The organism is Methylobacterium sp. 37f (assembly GCF_023093475.1).
GTDB lineage: Bacteria > Pseudomonadota > Alphaproteobacteria > Rhizobiales > Beijerinckiaceae > Methylobacterium.
In genome coordinates, this window is the sequence record NZ_JAGHKN010000010.1 from 118,218 (window position 1) to 132,219 (window position 14,002).

15 protein-coding genes are annotated in these 14,002 nt (G+C 67.6%); 9 read left to right on the plus strand and 6 right to left on the minus strand.

Annotated features, from left to right (window positions below):
* Positions 1-120: 120 nt before the first annotated feature.
* The 6 genes from J7U37_RS09340 (at position 121) to J7U37_RS25120 (ending at position 5,223) form a co-directional block, all read left to right on the plus strand.
* Positions 121-597, plus strand: coding sequence for a hypothetical protein (locus tag J7U37_RS09340; protein ID WP_082507869.1), 477 nt, complete (start codon positions 121-123; stop codon positions 595-597).
* Positions 598-627: 30 nt separating this feature from the next.
* On the plus strand, positions 628-1,305 hold the full coding sequence (locus J7U37_RS09345; protein WP_247635538.1) for an HAD-IA family hydrolase: 678 nt from the start codon (positions 628-630) through the stop codon (positions 1,303-1,305).
* 54 nt (positions 1,306-1,359) lie between these two features.
* Positions 1,360-2,205 (plus strand): ATP12 family protein, encoded by an 846-nt coding sequence (locus J7U37_RS09350; RefSeq protein ID WP_247635539.1) that lies wholly within the window; start codon positions 1,360-1,362, stop codon positions 2,203-2,205.
* Between the two features lie 80 nt (positions 2,206-2,285).
* A complete protein-coding gene (locus J7U37_RS09355) occupies positions 2,286-3,281 on the plus strand; it encodes a phosphatase PAP2 family protein (protein ID WP_247635540.1) in 996 nt (331 codons plus the stop codon).
* A gap of 159 nt (positions 3,282-3,440) precedes the next feature.
* On the plus strand, positions 3,441-4,973 hold the full coding sequence (locus J7U37_RS09360) for an acyl-CoA carboxylase subunit beta (protein ID WP_056184002.1): 1,533 nt from the start codon (positions 3,441-3,443) through the stop codon (positions 4,971-4,973).
* A 121-nt stretch (positions 4,974-5,094) separates the two neighbouring features.
* Positions 5,095-5,223, plus strand: coding sequence for a hypothetical protein (locus J7U37_RS25120; protein ID WP_274533552.1), 129 nt, complete (start codon positions 5,095-5,097; stop codon positions 5,221-5,223).
* Between the two features lie 51 nt (positions 5,224-5,274).
* Here the strand turns inward: J7U37_RS25120 and J7U37_RS09365 are convergent, their stop codons facing one another.
* From J7U37_RS09365 to J7U37_RS09375, 3 genes are all read right to left on the minus strand, one after another.
* Entirely contained in the window at positions 5,275-6,225 is a 951-nt protein-coding gene (locus J7U37_RS09365) for a metallophosphoesterase (RefSeq protein ID WP_056183999.1), read from the minus strand.
* A gap of 167 nt (positions 6,226-6,392) precedes the next feature.
* Entirely contained in the window at positions 6,393-6,551 is a 159-nt protein-coding gene (locus J7U37_RS09370; RefSeq protein WP_247635541.1) for a hypothetical protein, read from the minus strand.
* 358 nt (positions 6,552-6,909) lie between these two features.
* Positions 6,910-8,307, minus strand: coding sequence for an aminotransferase (locus tag J7U37_RS09375; RefSeq protein WP_247635542.1), 1,398 nt, complete (start codon positions 8,305-8,307; stop codon positions 6,910-6,912).
* A gap of 117 nt (positions 8,308-8,424) precedes the next feature.
* Here J7U37_RS09375 and J7U37_RS09380 point away from each other — a divergent pair, with 117 nt between their 5' ends.
* Positions 8,425-8,964, plus strand: a complete 540-nt coding sequence (locus J7U37_RS09380; RefSeq protein ID WP_247635543.1) for a hypothetical protein — start codon at positions 8,425-8,427, stop codon at positions 8,962-8,964.
* Positions 8,954-9,682: an HAD family hydrolase gene (locus tag J7U37_RS09385; RefSeq protein WP_247635544.1), complete on the plus strand. Its 729-nt coding sequence runs from the start codon at positions 8,954-8,956 to the stop codon at positions 9,680-9,682. The genes J7U37_RS09380 and J7U37_RS09385 overlap by 11 nt, the downstream gene beginning before the upstream one ends.
* On the opposite strand, the gene J7U37_RS09390 is transcribed toward J7U37_RS09385, so the two are convergent.
* Positions 9,679-10,161, minus strand: coding sequence for a MarR family transcriptional regulator (locus J7U37_RS09390; RefSeq protein WP_056183991.1), 483 nt, complete (start codon positions 10,159-10,161; stop codon positions 9,679-9,681). The two genes, J7U37_RS09385 and J7U37_RS09390, sit on opposite strands and share 4 nt — an antisense overlap.
* A 139-nt stretch (positions 10,162-10,300) precedes the next feature.
* Here J7U37_RS09390 and J7U37_RS09395 point away from each other — a divergent pair, with 139 nt between their 5' ends.
* Entirely contained in the window at positions 10,301-11,080 is a 780-nt protein-coding gene (locus J7U37_RS09395) for a DUF1499 domain-containing protein (RefSeq protein ID WP_247635545.1), read from the plus strand.
* A 6-nt stretch (positions 11,081-11,086) separates the two neighbouring features.
* Here the strand turns inward: J7U37_RS09395 and J7U37_RS09400 are convergent, their stop codons facing one another.
* Together J7U37_RS09400 and J7U37_RS09405 are read right to left on the minus strand one after the other, a co-directional pair.
* Positions 11,087-12,004: an MBL fold metallo-hydrolase gene (locus tag J7U37_RS09400; RefSeq protein ID WP_247635546.1), complete on the minus strand. Its 918-nt coding sequence runs from the start codon at positions 12,002-12,004 to the stop codon at positions 11,087-11,089.
* 82 nt (positions 12,005-12,086) lie between these two features.
* The gene (locus J7U37_RS09405) at positions 12,087-13,073 is read right to left on the minus strand and encodes a DUF2865 domain-containing protein (RefSeq protein ID WP_056183984.1); all 987 of its coding nucleotides are present in this window, start codon (positions 13,071-13,073) and stop codon (positions 12,087-12,089) included.
* Positions 13,074-14,002: the final 929 nt, after the last annotated feature.

Genomic DNA, 14,002 nt, shown 5'->3' on the forward strand with positions numbered 1-14,002 from the left:
GGGAGGGCACGCGTGTTGAACCTTGCCACGTTGCACCTTGGCAAGCGCCCGCCAGGGCCTATCCTCTTCGACACAGCCCGGCTCGGCGCCTCGCCGCCGGCCAAGGACCGGCGCGCCACGATGCCTCGAGACACGATCCTGAAGCCCGCCAACGCGATCGGCTTCGCGCTCCTCGCCCTCTCGGTGTTCACCGTGGGCGGCGCATACGACAGCAAGGTCTTTGCGCAGGCCGCCCCGCCGGCGCAGACCAGGGCGCCGTCCCAGATGGCACCCCAGGCCCAGGCGCCACTTCAGAACCCGGCCACGCCTCAACAACCCCAAGGATTGCAGCCGGCGCAGCCGCAATCGCCCCCCGCTGCTCAGCCTCAGGGCCAGGGCTTGCGCTCCGCGGCGCCCAGTCAGCCGGCCGGGGCATCGGCGGGGCGCGGCACGGCGCAACAGGCCAGCCGGCCCCGTCGGCGGTCCTATGCGGCGTGCAACCGCATTTCGCACACGCGCGGCTTGCGCGGCGGGGCTCGGCGCCGATTCCTCGTCCGCTGCAAGCTCGGCTACGATCGGCCCCGCAATGGCCAGTCCCAGCCCAACCGGCAGCCTTAATCAGATCGTCCGCAGCACGAGCCCGATCCTGTGAAGCTCATCGTCTTCGACGTCGACGGAACCCTGGTCGACAGCCAACATCTGATCGTAGCCGCGCAGGGCATGGCCTTCGCCGAGCACGGCCTGACGGCCCCGAGCCGTACCGAATCACTCTCCGTGGTCGGCTTGTCCCTGCCGCAGGCGTTTCGACGCCTCGTCGGCGAGGATGGCCCGATCGAGGGTCTGTCGGAGAGCTATAAGCGCGCCTTCAATATCCTGCGCCTCGATCCGAACTACGAGGAGCCGCTGTTTCCCGGCATAGGCGACCTTCTCACCCGCCTGCATGCCCGCGACGACGTGCAACTCGGCATCGCAACCGGCAAGGCGCGGCGCGGCGTCGATCGGCTGATCGACACCCATGGCTGGAAGGGCTGGTTCGCCACAACCCAGAGCGCCGACGACGCCCCCTCGAAACCGGACCCGGCGATGCTTCTCCAGGCCATGACGGACACCGGCTCCGAGCCGGGCGCCACGGTGATGATCGGAGACACCACCTATGACATGGCGATGGCGGTGAGCGCAGGCGTGGCGGCGGTCGGTGTCGGCTGGGGCTATCATCCGGTCGGCGCCCTCTTCGGCGCGGGCGCCTCCATCGTGGTCGACACCGCGGACGATCTCGGCGCCTTGTTCACCGGAACGCTCCACGATCCGACAGCGGCGACAGCCTGATCCTTCGGCACCGGCGTCTCGCAGGCTGCGGGCCGATGCCCTATCTGATCCTGCATGAGCGACGATCCAAAATCCGAAGGCCCGAACCGCGATGGGGCGAACCGTGACGGGCCGGACGCCGACTGGCTCGGCGCGCCCGGTTCCGCTGCCCCCCCTGATCCCACCCGTTCGGCGCGCGGCCCCGGCAAGCCAGCGCTGCCCAAGCGCTTCTATGCCGAGGCGGCCCTCGCCGAGCACGCCGGCGGCTTCCGCCTGACCCTGGACGGACGTCCCGCCAACACCCCCGCCCGTAATCCCCTGGCCCTGCCGACGCGCGCGCTCGCCGAGGGCGTGGCCGCCGAGTGGGCGGCACAGATCGACGTCATCGACCCGTCCCGAATGCCACTGACGCGTCTCGCCAACACCGCCATCGACGGGGTCGCGCCGCGGCGCGAGGCCGTGGTGGACGACCTGTCGGCCTATGCGGGCACCGATCTACTGGCCTATCGGGCCGGCGATCCGGACCGCCTCGTCCAGGCGCAGGCCGAAGCCTGGGACCCGGTGCTCGATTGGGCGCACGAGGTATTGGGCGCCCGCTTCATCCTCGGGGAGGGAGTGATGCATGTCACCCAGCCGGACACCACGGTGGCGGCCCTGCGCCGGGCCATCGGCGAGACGGACGGCCCGTTCCGTTTGGCCGCCCTCCACACCCTCACCACCCTGACGGGATCGCTCGTCCTGGCCCTCGCAGTGCTGCGCGGCCGGCTCACGCCCACGCAGGCCTGGACGGCGGCGCATGTCGACGAGACCTATCAGGCGAGCGTCTGGGGGCAGGACGAAGAGGCGGCGGCCCGGCAGGCGCAGCGCCGCGCCGAATTCGACGCCGCGGCGCACCTCTCGGCTCTGTCCGACGCCGGGTGATGCGGCGGCCCTGACACGGTCCGAACGGGTTCCGTTAATACCCCCGTGCTAGGCCGCCCGTATCACGGGGGCGACGTGACATGTCCGGACGGGACCAGAAAAGCCTTGCCGCACAGGCGCACACGCCGGCGTCCGACGTCCCGAATGCCCGGGCGCGCCTGTGGTTCGCGATCCTGGTCCTCGGCGCCATCACGACCCTGTGGATGCGCGTGGCCGGTCTCACGGTCGATCTCCCGAGTGCGCTGCCGCCCGCCCTGGCCTGCGCCGGGCTCGAACTCCTGGCGACGTTCTATCTGACGAGGCGGCCGGAGCCGCGCTTCGCCGTGACCCTGTCGGGTCTTGCGCAGATCATCGCGGTCAGTGCCTTTGCCGGCCTGCTCTCCTATGCGGTGGCCGCCACCGGCGGCCCGCTCTGGGACGGCACCTTCCAGGCGCTGGATAAAGCTCTCGGCCTCGACTGGCCGGCCTATCTCCATACCCTGAACGACCATCCGAAACTCGGCTCCGCCCTGTCGCTGGCCTACCAAAGCCTGATGCCGCAGATGATCCTGGTGGTGATCGTGCTCGGCTTCAGCGGACGCCTGAGTGCCGTACGGGACTTCGTACTGGCCTTCATGATCGCCGGTTTGATCACCGTCCTGCTCTCAGGCTTGATGCCCGCGATGGGCACATACATGCATTTCGGGTTGCATCCAGGTGATTTTCCAGAATTAAGCCCGGTTGCTGCCTATACCCCGCTCCCACACCTGTCGGGCCTGCGAAACGGAACTACCCGGATCATCTCCCTCGCCGAGATCGAAGGGATCATCACCTTCCCGAGCTTCCATGCGGCACTCGGGGTCCTGTTCGCGCGCTTCTTCTGGATGTCACGGATCACGCGCTGGCCCGGCCTCGCCGTCAACGCGATGCTGATCGCCGCGACACCGATCGATGGCGGCCACTACTTCGTCGATGTCGGCGCGGGTGCCCTGATCGCGGTCGCGGCGATTGCGGCGGCCCGAATCCTGAACCGGAGCGCGACGCGCCGGAGCGTCATGTCGGATGCTCCGGTCGCCTTGACGGCGACATCCGCCTGAACCCGGGCTTCCGACGCAACGATCGATTTTCGTGAGAGAATCCCTGTGGTATGGCCCAACCAGGCCGACCGCCAAGCTCGCCGCGAGAGGGGCTGGTGGCTCGTGGCCGGAAACGCCAGCACAAGCCACGAGGCGCAGCCCCATGAAGGACATCCTCGCATGAAGGACATTCTCGAGAAGCTCGAAGAGCGGCGCGCCCAAGCCCGCCTCGGCGGCGGCGAGAACCGCGTCGTGGCCCAGCACAAGCGGGGCAAGCTGACGGCGCGCGAGCGCATCGAACTCCTTCTCGACCATGGGTCGTTCGAGGAATTCGACATGTTCGTGCAGCATCGCTCCACCGATTTCGGCATGGAAAAGCAGAAGATTCCCGGTGACGGCGTCGTCACGGGTTGGGGCACCATCAACGGCCGCACCGTCTTCCTGTTCTCGAAGGACTTCACGGTGTTCGGCGGCTCGCTCTCCGAGACGCACGCCGCCAAGATCGTGAAGGTGCAGGACATGGCGCTGAAGATGCGCGCGCCCATCATCGGCATTTTCGATGCCGGCGGCGCCCGCATCCAGGAGGGTGTCGCGGCGCTGGGCGGCTACGGCGAGGTCTTCCGCCGCAATGTCGCGGCCTCCGGCGTCATTCCGCAGATCTCGGTCATCATGGGTCCCTGCGCGGGCGGCGACGTGTACTCGCCGGCCATGACCGACTTCATCTTCATGGTGCGCGACACGAGCTACATGTTCGTCACCGGACCGGACGTGGTGAAGACGGTGACCAACGAGGTCGTGACCGCCGAGGAACTCGGCGGCGCCAAGGTTCACACCACCAAGTCCTCCATCGCCGACGGTTCCTTCGAGAACGACGTCGAGGCCCTGCTGCAGATCCGCCGCCTGGTCGACTTCCTGCCCGCCAACAACATCGACGGCGTGCCGGAACTCGAGAGCTTCGACGATCCGCTCCGCCTCGACATGAGCCTCGACACCCTGATCCCCGACAATCCGAACAAGCCCTACGACATGGGCGAGTTGATCCGCCGCGTGGCCGACGAGGGCGACTTCTTCGAGATCCAGGCCACCTACGCCCGCAACATCATGACGGGCTTCGGCCGCATCGAAGGCCGCACCGTGGGCTTCGTCGCCAACCAGCCGATGGTGCTGGCCGGCGTGCTCGATTCCGACGCCTCCCGCAAGGCCGCGCGGTTCGTGCGCTTCTGCGACGCGTTCTCAATCCCGATCGTGACCTTCGTCGACGTGCCGGGCTTCCTGCCGGGAACGGCCCAGGAATACGGCGGCCTGATCAAGCACGGCGCCAAGCTGCTCTTCGCCTACAGTCAAGCCACGGTGCCGCTGGTGACCATTATCACCCGGAAGGCCTTCGGCGGCGCCTACGACGTGATGGCCTCCAAGCACGTGGGGGCCGACCTCAACTATGCCTGGCCCACCGCACAGATCGCCGTGATGGGTGCCAAGGGCGCCGTCGAGATCATTTTCCGCAGCGAGATCGGCGATGCCGGCAAGATCGCGGAGCGCACGTCGGAGTACGAGGATCGCTTCCTCTCGCCGTTCGTGGCGGCCGAGCGCGGCTACATCGACGAGGTGATCATGCCCCACTCCACGCGCAAGCGCATCGCCCGGGCGCTGAGCATGCTGCGCACCAAGGAGATGGAGCAGCCCTGGAAGAAGCACGACAACATCCCGCTCTGAACCCGGATGTGACGATCAAGCCCGGCGCTCACTGCGCCGGGCCGGTTTGGCGAAAGATTCCGATGGCCTATTCGCGGAAGGGTGCCATGATCCCGCACCCACAACCGGGAGGAGACAGGTCATGGCGGCTGAACAGAAGCGCGGAAGTCGCGAGGCCAAGAAGCCCAAGAAGGCCGTGACGAAGACGATCGCGGCGGCACCCTCCACAAAGGGCACGGTGGTGGCCGCACCGAAGGCCGGCAAGAAGTAGCAAGCCCGACCAGGGCCGGCGGACGGCTCCAGGGCCGCGCCGGCCGAGGCCTCAGCTCCGAATGATCCGGGTCCGCTGGACGGTCTTCGCACTCGACTCGGGCGGGCCTCCGAGTTCCAGAAGCACGATCTCCGGCGGAACGCCGAGACGCACCGGAATCCGGCTGACGCCAAACCCCCCCGACACGATCATGTGGCGTCCCTTCCGGACCACGTGGCCGTAGGCGAAGTCGTTTCCGCGCACCGAGGGGATCACCGGTGAGTAGCCGAACAGGCGGACCTGACCGCCATGGGTATGGCCAGCCAGGGTCAGCGAGACCCGGTCCGGCACGTCCAGGAAGAGATCCGGCTCGTGGATCATCAGGAGCACCGGTGCCGAATCGGTGATCTTGGCGAGGGTGCCCGGCAGGTCGTCGCGCCCCTGCTCGATCCGCTGGAGAAGGAACGGGATCTGATCGCCGACGCCGGCGACCCAGAACGGCTTGCCATCCTTTACCAGGCGCACGGCATCGTTCTCGAAGACGGGAATGCCGACATTCTCCAATGCGCGCTGCACCGCAATGGGGCCGTCGAGGCGCACCTGCGCCTCCTCGTCATCCCACCAATCGTGGTTTCCCAGAACCGAGTACACGCCGAGCGGCGCCCGAAGGGGTGCGACCACCTTGGCGAAATCGGTCAGCGGAACCTTGCGGAAGGTCACGCTGGGGCCGGCCGGGTAATCGCCGAGCATCAGGATGAGGTCGGGGTTGAGCGCGTTCGTGGCGTCGACGATCTCGGCGATCCGGTCCAGCGGCATGAATGGTTCGCCGACATGGAAATCCGCCAGCACGGCTACGCGCAGGGACAGGCCCGGCGTCCAGTTCGGTAGAGCCGGAGCGTAGGATGTGACGACCAAGCGATAGAGCGGCTCGATTCCGAACGCATAGGCGCCGGTTCCGCCCAGGGCGGCCGCACTCGCTCCGAATCCGGTCAGGAACTGCCGGCGACTCGGCAGGATCAGCATCGTCAGGCTCCCGGACCGCCAGAAGGGCGCGGTCCCATGCCCTCGCCGTCAATGGTGACGAAATCGAGGAGACAGCCGCACCCGACGCTAGCGTTAGGCCCGATGCATTGACGAAGCGATACCGGATTCGGTGAAATCAGCCGGTGACGGCGACCGATCCGACCATCTCAGGAAAGGGGCGTATCCTCGTGCTCGAAGCGAGCGGAACGCGGGCCGCTCACGATCTCGGACCGGTCCGATTTCCGGGCCGCGGCGTTGACCTGTACGGCGGCCGCCAGGGCCGGAAGCGCGACGGGACGGAACGTCTCGGCTTGATGATCAACCATGATGGAGGATCGGCCCGAACGTTGAGCTTGGCTCGAAGTCTGTCGACGGGGGTACATGCAACCGATGTCCTGTTGTGCTCGACCAGCTTAGTGAGATGATCTGCCTCATTATAAGCCATGCGCGTCTCACGGGCACCGTTTGGTTCCACCCGGACGCTTATCGAGCAACGATACAACCATAAAGCCGGCCTCAACCTGAATGAAAGCTTAAACCTGTCACAATCCTTCGACTGATAAGGGTTTCGGCTGCGATTCCCTTCGTCAAAACACTTAAGCATCGGGTGCATTGCAACGCAAAACAATGATGCGTCGCGAAGACTAGTTTACCGAAGACGATCGGCGAAGCATGTTCCGGCGGTCAGCGCGACGGGACCGGAGCCGCGACCAGCCCTTGTTCGGCGATCCAGGCAACGGTCCGGTCGAGGGCGCGGCTGAGCCGATCGAACAGCGCGTCCACTTCCGACGGCGCGATCACAAGCGGCGGGCAGATGGCGATCCGGTCCCCGGCCAGGAATCGGACGATCAGGCCCTCAGCCTGGGCGAAGGCGACGCAGCGTGCCGCAACCCCGGCCTTCGGCTCATACTGGCGCTTGGTGGCCTTGTCGGCCACGAGTTCGATGCCGCCGATGAGGCCGATGCCGCGTGCTTCGCCGACCAGCGGATGCTGACCGAGGGCCGACAGGCGCGCCTGGAAATGCGGCGCCTTCTCGCGAACGCCTTCGACGATGCGGTCGCGCTTGTAGATCGCGATGGTCTTCAAGGCGACGGCGCAGGCCACCGGATGCCCGGAATAGGTGGTGCCGTGTCCGAAGGTGCCGAGCTTGGCGCTCTGCTGCACCATCAGGCGGTAGAGCGGCTCGTCCACCGAGACGCCGCCCAGCGGCAGGTAGCCGGAGGTCAGCGCCTTGGCGAAGGACAGGCTGTCCGGCGTCATCCCCATCGCCTCCGAGCCGAACCAGGTTCCCAGGCGCCCGAAGCCGCAGATCACCTCGTCGGCGATGAAGCGCACGTCGTGCCGGGCGAGCACCGCCTGGATCTTGGCGTAGTATCCCGTGGGCGGTAGAATGGCGCCGCCGGCGCCAAGCACCGGTTCGGCGATGAAGGCCGCGACGGTATCCGCCCCCTCCCGCTGGATCACCGCTTCGAGTTCGGCGGCGAGTCGGGTGGTGAAGGCGTCCTCGCTCTCGCCCTCCTGTCCGAAGCGATAATGGTGCGGGCAGCCCACATGCAGGAAACCGGGCAGCGGCAGGTCCCAATCGGCGTGATTGGCCGGCAGGCCGGTCATCGACGCGGTGGCGACCGTGACGCCGTGATAGCCCCGGAGGTGGGAAAGGATCTTTTTCTTGCGCGGGCGACCGAGCGCATTGTTCATGTACCAGGTCAGCTTGACCTGGGTGTCGTTGGCTTCCGAGCCCGATGAGGTGAAGAAGATCTTCGAGGTCGGAACCGGCATCAACTCCTTCAGGGTCTCGGCCAACTCGATCGCCGGGTCGTGGCTGCGGCCCGAGAAGAGATGCGTGAAAGGCAGGCGCGACATCTGCTCGCTGGCCGCCTCGACCAATTCTTCGTTGGAGTAGCCGAGCGCCGTGCACCACAGGCCCGCCATGCCCTCCAGGTAGGGCCGGCCGTCGCTGTCATAGACCCAGACCCCGTGACCGCGTTCGAGCACGAGGGGTCCCGTCTCCCGAAAGGTCTCTAGATTGGTGTAGGGATGGATCAGGGTTTCGACGTCGCGAGTCGCGAGGTTCGAGAGCATATTTTTGCCTGACGGTTGGACGATGGCCGACATGGGTGCGTGACTGTAACGAGGGCTGCCCGCCGTACAAACCCGCGCGACGTCGCAACCGGCGTGAGGCCACAAATGGAAAGCGCCATGCTCGACCCTGCAACCATCGTGGCCCATCCGGCCCCCGGCCGCGCCTGCGGATCGTGCACCCTCTGCTGCAAGGTCTACGACGTGCCGGCAGTGGAAAGCATGGCGGGGCAATGGTGCCGGCACACCCGACAGGGACGGGGTTGCGCCATCCACGCGACGCGGCCCGACCATTGCCGCGCCTTCCACTGCCTCTGGATGACGGAAGCCTGGCTCGGACCGGAATGGAAGCCCGAGCGGGCCAAGATGGTGCTGAGCCTCGATCCGGTTTCGCGAAACATGAACGTGCAGGTCGATCCTGGTCAGCCGAACGCTTGGCGGCGCGAGCCCTATTACGGCCAGCTCAAGCGCTGGGCCGTATCGTCCCTGGCCCAGAAGCGCCACGTCCTGGTCCACCTCAACAAGATCACGACCGTGGTGCTGCCCGACCGCGACGTGGCTTTGGGCGTGTTCGAGCCCGGCGACCGCATGGTGGCTCGCGAACGCATGACGCCGCAGGGCGTGATCATCGAAGTCGAGAAGGTGCGCGATGCGGCCTGATTCGCTCGGCGGCACGATCTGCGGCATCCTGTTCGACAAGGACGGCACTCTGGTGGACTTCGACCGGACTTGGGGGCCGGCCGCCTACGCCGTGATGTCCGACCTGTCGGGCGGCGACCGGGGCCGCCTCGAGGCCCTGATGCGGGTGAGTCACTACGTCGAACAAGAGCAACGCTTCCTGCCGACATCGCCGCTCATCGCCGGCTCGTCGGCGGGATACGGTCCCCTCTGGGCCGACGTGCTGGGCCGCCCGTCGGGACCGGTGCTCTATGCCGAGATGGACGCGCTCTTCCGCGCAGCGGGACTGGCCTCGTTGACCCCGATCGAGGCGCCCGCGCAGCTCGCCGCGACCCTCGTGGCCGCCGGCTACGCGCTCGGCATCGCCACCAACGACGCCGAAGCCTCGGCCCGGGCCCAATGTGCGGCGCTGGGCCTCGATCCGCATTGCGCCTTCGTCGTAGGCTATGATTCCGGGCACGGGTCCAAGCCGAAGCCCGGCATGGTCACGGCCTTCGCCGATCATCTCGGCGTCCCGGCCCGCCGGATCGCGATGGTGGGGGATTCCCCTTACGACCTCGTCGCGGCCCGAAGCGCCGGAGCGGTTTCGATCGCCGTGCTCAGCGGCCCCCTCGGCCCGGCGGCCCGCGACGAGATGGCGCCGCTGGCCGATCACATCCTCGACTCGATCGCCGACCTGCCGGCGCTGCTCGGCCTCTAACTCTCGTTGTCCGAAACTGGTTGGTCCCGGGCCAGATCGCGCCATCGCAGCACCAGGCGCTCGAAATCCGCGATGTCCTCGGCCGGCAACTGGCCGAGGGTCCGGTCGACATAGGCCTTCTGAGCCAAGATCCCGCGGGTCGCCAGATCGGTTCCGCCCGGGGTGAGGTACAGGGCGTGCGAGCGGCGGTCGCCCGGGATGGGGCGGCGTTCCACAAGGCCCGCCTCCACAAGGCGATCGATCAGCCCCGAGACGTTGCCCTTGGTGACGTAGAGCCGGGCGGCGAGGTCCTGCTGCGTCATGCCCTCGCGCTCGGTGAGGGTCGAGAGCGCATCGAATTGCGGGATGGACAGGCCGAGACCGCGGAGTTCCCCGGCCATCGCCGCGGTGACCCGGCGGTTCAGGCGGATGAAGCGGAACCAGACCCGCAGCGGATCGGCGGCCTCTGCGGGCGTCGGGGAAGGCGGGGCTGGCGACATCGTGGCGTGGCTATAGCAGACCGGCGCCGAGTCTCGGAAGCGGTGCGATGCACGGTGCGGGTGGCGCCGCCGGTCGCGGACCGGTAAAGCTCGCCCGACACCGCCCCGCGACCCTCCGGACAGCGAATCCCCTCACAGCATGCGTCGTCTGCCCTACGAGGATCCCGTTACCCGAGCCGGCCCGGCCGCGCGCACTGTCGCGATCCTCGCCGTACTGGTGACGGTGTTCGCCCTGCTCCTGGTGCGCGATCCCCGGGCCGAGGCGGGGCCGGCCCTGGCAACCCTCGGCGCCGGACTGGTGCTGGCCCTGGTCGCCGTCGCCTTCGCGCTGATCGCCTTCGTACGGGTCTGGCGCGAGGGTGCGCGCGGTCTCGGCGCGGCGCTGGCAGGCGTGTTCCTGGCGAGCCTGGTTCTCGCCTACCCGGCCTTCGCGGCGCTGCGCGGATTGCGGCTCCCGGGAATCGCGGACGTGACCACCGATACCGAGAATCCGCCCGCCTTCTCGCGCTCCCGCGCCGCCTTCGCCGCGCGCGACGGGCGCTACCCGCCCGATCCCGGACCAGCCGCCCGCGCCGCCCAGCGCGCGGCCTATCCGCAGATCGCCCCCCTCACCCTCGACCTCGACGCGGACGAAGCCTTCGAGCTTGCCCGGAAGGCGGCGGTGAACCGGCGCTGGCAGATCGTCGAGGCGATCCGGCCCGGCGGTCGCATCGGCAATGGACGGATCGAGGCGGTGTCGCGCGGGCCGATCCTCAATCTCGCCGATGACGTCACGGTCCGGGTCCACCCGCGCGCCGATGGCGCCCGCATCGACGTCCGCTCCGCCTCGCGTCTCGGAACCCGCGATCTCGGCAGCAATGCCGACCGCATCCGCGCCTATCTGGACGAGGTCGCCAACCTCGCCATCGCGGTGAAGTGACCGGCCTCAGACCGGCGCGTAACGGCTGGTGAGCAGAACGGGGCCGTCGCAGCGCGCGAGGTCGCGCTCGACCAGATCCTCGAGATGGGCGAAGACCGACAGGGCCGCCGCACCGCGCAGGGCCGGGTTCAGTCCCTGGTAGATCGCTCCCACGATGGCGCCGATATCTCGATCGCCGGCCTCGAGGCGGGCTCGGATCGCAGTCTCGCGCTGGCGCCGGTGCGTGGCGAGGCCGCGCACGAAGCGACGGGGATCGCGGACCGGGCCGCCATGGCCGGGCCAGTAGATCGTCTCGTCGCGGCTGCGCAACGCGTCAAGGGACTCCAGGTAGGCCCGCATCGAGCCGTCGGGCGGCGCCACGATGCTGGTCGACCACGCCATGACGTGATCCCCGGAGAACAGGGCGGCCTCCTCCCGCAGGGCGAAGGCGAGATGGTTCATGGTGTGCCCGGGGGTTTCCAGGGTCTCCAGGGTCCAACCCGGCCCCGCAATGATCTCGCCAGCGCGCAGTTCGCGGTCGGGCCGGTGATCCCGGTCCGCGCTGGCATCGAGATGCGGAAACTCGCCCTCGGCCAGGGCCCGTGCCGCGCGATGCGGGCCGCACCCGACGATCGGCGCACCGGTTCGAGCCTGAAGGAGGCGGGCGCCGGGCGAATGATCGCGGTGGGTGTGGGTGACCAGGATGGCCGCGACCGGGGCTCCCGCACAGGCCTCGAGGAGCGCGGCGATGTGGTGCGCGTTCTCCGGTCCGGGATCGATGATCGCGACGCTCTCGGCACCCACGATGTAGCTGCAGGTACCGGTGGCGGTAAACGGGCCCCCGTTCGGCGCGATGCGCCGCCGGACCAGCGGCGACAGCCGCACCGTCTCTCCACTCGGCGGCTGAGCTTCGTCGAGAACGGGATCGGTCTGCGTCTCGCTCATGCCGGCTCCTCACCGCGTGGATATCGCCGCGGGCCTATGCCATCGCCGCACCCCGGACAATGCGCGGCATCCGGCAGGCCGCTCAGTACACGAAGGGCGACGCCATCACGATCCGTGTGGGTGGGCGCGCCGGGACGAAGCGCGGCTCGACCTCGATCGGCGGAGGTGCGGGCTCGAACCCCGAGGTGGCGGCCACGCGGACGCGACCCGAGCGATCGGCGGTGCGCAGGGCCTTGCGGAAGGCGCGGGCGTCGGCCTCCCGCCGGACCACATCGACCTTAGCGTCGATGTCCCGCCGCACGCGGCGGGACAGACCACTGGCCTCCCGAAAATCCACCATCGTGAAGCCGCCGGACCGCCGCCGCGCGACAACCTCGGCACTCGCCTCGGTGGCCACCACGTCGCCGGCACGCAGGGTCAGGTCCTGGAGGATCGGCAGGGGCGTGGCGACCCCCTGCTCGGGCTGGCAGGCGCAGTGCGCGACACGCTTCGTGCGATAGAGATTGGCCACCGCAAGGCTGCGATAAGGCTTTCCGTCGAGGCCGACCGCACGGTCGAGCTCGGTGTCCCGGCCTCCGAGGGTGAACAGCCGCGTGGCCGTGCTCGGACAGGCGGCTGCGCAGGCGGCCTCGTGGATCGGCAGGTCCGCACGGGAGGCGAGGCGGCCCAGCGGGAACAGATAGCCGTCGCAGGACCGAACGCAGACCGTGCGTGCTCCCAGCATCGCGTGAGCCAAAGCCCCAATCGCCCCAGCGTTCCCCTTGACCACCATGGCCGGTGCGTCGGCGCGACGCCTGAGAGTTCGCCGCACTGGCGACGCGTCGGCGACGGGTCGCCGTGTCTGGCGAATCGCCCTTGCTGCCGTCACCCGCCGGGCATCGGGAAGCGACGCGTAATGGGCCGGGCGGCGATTGACCCGTGCCATCGCGACCGGCGCCGGCGGTGAAGCGCGAAAGATCGTCTCCAGGAAGCCGAACAGGCCGCTGCGCTCGGAGGCCTGGACCAGAGTCGTCCCGGCGGTGACGCCGCCGAAACCGAGCAGCAGGCCGGCCAGGGCCGTCACCGTCATTTGCTGACGCGTGCCGGCTGGTGCGAGACGCTGCCAATTCATTCCTGCGGCCCCCTGGCCATGCCCGCCGACGATGGTGTCCCCGCGTCAAGCGGCGAAGATGGCGCCGGGGCGGTCCGGCCCCTCCAGCTACACAGCAGGACGCACCGGACGCAACGGCGGCAAACAACCGAGACGAAGGGATCGGAGCAAGGCACCGTTCCCCGGCATCCGATCAGGGAGAGACCGGGGGTCCCGGACCATTGGGCGGCCGCGGCCGATCTAGGGTCCGAGCGAAGCGGGCGCATGCGTCGGCGCAGCGTCCGGGACCTGCGGTTTGTTCGCGGCGCGGAATGTCGTCCGTAGGGTCGGGGCCGAACCGCAACCTCCCCAATTAGAATGAAACTCCGTTTGGATTCTTTGCGCTCCCACCCGCTTGACGGAAGAAAAGTGAAACGCAAAGGTTCTATAATCTGTGGTTGTATATTCGAAAAAAACGCTTGTTCTCGCCTCTGCTTCAAAGATGTTCCCTGCTCATTATGAGGCAAGACTTTCAGAAACTGCGCAGAAAAGCTCGCACCGGCTCAATGGGCACTTTCGGGCCTGCGGATGGATAACCTGAGATTTATTACCTCGACACCGGAAAAACCAATCTTCATGCATGATAACATCACAGATCAAGCCCATCGATTACATGTCACATTGAATTTATCTGAATTTTAAATCAAATTTAATAAATCTGTTGCATAAACGATCAGACACAAGAAACAAAAAGATAAACAAACCGAGCTTGGTTATTCGGGCTGGTTTGTTTCCTCGGGCTGGCAAGAGGCGAGCATCTTCGAGGCATACCAAGCGTCGGGAAGCCAACCGAACCCAGGCATTTCTACAAAGCACCGGACTAACGGCTCACGAAGGACGGACCCAATCCGGCCTGGTGACCAACAACT

What these genes read in the sequence shown, in the direction of transcription:
- J7U37_RS09340 (WP_082507869.1), top strand. Translation starts at nt 121, where the DNA reads ATGCCTCGAGACACGATCCTGAAGCCCGCCAACGCGATCGGCTTCGCG.
- J7U37_RS09350 (WP_247635539.1), top strand. Translation starts at nt 1,360, where the DNA reads ATGAGCGACGATCCAAAATCCGAAGGCCCGAACCGCGATGGGGCGAAC.
- J7U37_RS09355 (WP_247635540.1), top strand. Translation starts at nt 2,286, where the DNA reads ATGTCCGGACGGGACCAGAAAAGCCTTGCCGCACAGGCGCACACGCCG.
- J7U37_RS09360 (WP_056184002.1), top strand. Translation starts at nt 3,441, where the DNA reads ATGAAGGACATTCTCGAGAAGCTCGAAGAGCGGCGCGCCCAAGCCCGC.
- J7U37_RS25120 (WP_274533552.1), top strand. Translation starts at nt 5,095, where the DNA reads ATGGCGGCTGAACAGAAGCGCGGAAGTCGCGAGGCCAAGAAGCCCAAG.
- J7U37_RS09365 (WP_056183999.1), bottom strand. Translation starts at nt 6,225, where the DNA reads ATGCTGATCCTGCCGAGTCGCCGGCAGTTCCTGACCGGATTCGGAGCG.
- J7U37_RS09370 (WP_247635541.1), bottom strand. Translation starts at nt 6,551, where the DNA reads ATGGTTGATCATCAAGCCGAGACGTTCCGTCCCGTCGCGCTTCCGGCC.
- J7U37_RS09375 (WP_247635542.1), bottom strand. Translation starts at nt 8,307, where the DNA reads ATGCTCTCGAACCTCGCGACTCGCGACGTCGAAACCCTGATCCATCCC.
- J7U37_RS09380 (WP_247635543.1), top strand. Translation starts at nt 8,425, where the DNA reads ATGCTCGACCCTGCAACCATCGTGGCCCATCCGGCCCCCGGCCGCGCC.
- J7U37_RS09385 (WP_247635544.1), top strand. Translation starts at nt 8,954, where the DNA reads ATGCGGCCTGATTCGCTCGGCGGCACGATCTGCGGCATCCTGTTCGAC.
- J7U37_RS09390 (WP_056183991.1), bottom strand. Translation starts at nt 10,161, where the DNA reads ATGTCGCCAGCCCCGCCTTCCCCGACGCCCGCAGAGGCCGCCGATCCG.
- J7U37_RS09395 (WP_247635545.1), top strand. Translation starts at nt 10,301, where the DNA reads ATGCGTCGTCTGCCCTACGAGGATCCCGTTACCCGAGCCGGCCCGGCC.
- J7U37_RS09400 (WP_247635546.1), bottom strand. Translation starts at nt 12,004, where the DNA reads ATGAGCGAGACGCAGACCGATCCCGTTCTCGACGAAGCTCAGCCGCCG.
- J7U37_RS09405 (WP_056183984.1), bottom strand. Translation starts at nt 13,073, where the DNA reads ATGACGGTGACGGCCCTGGCCGGCCTGCTGCTCGGTTTCGGCGGCGTC.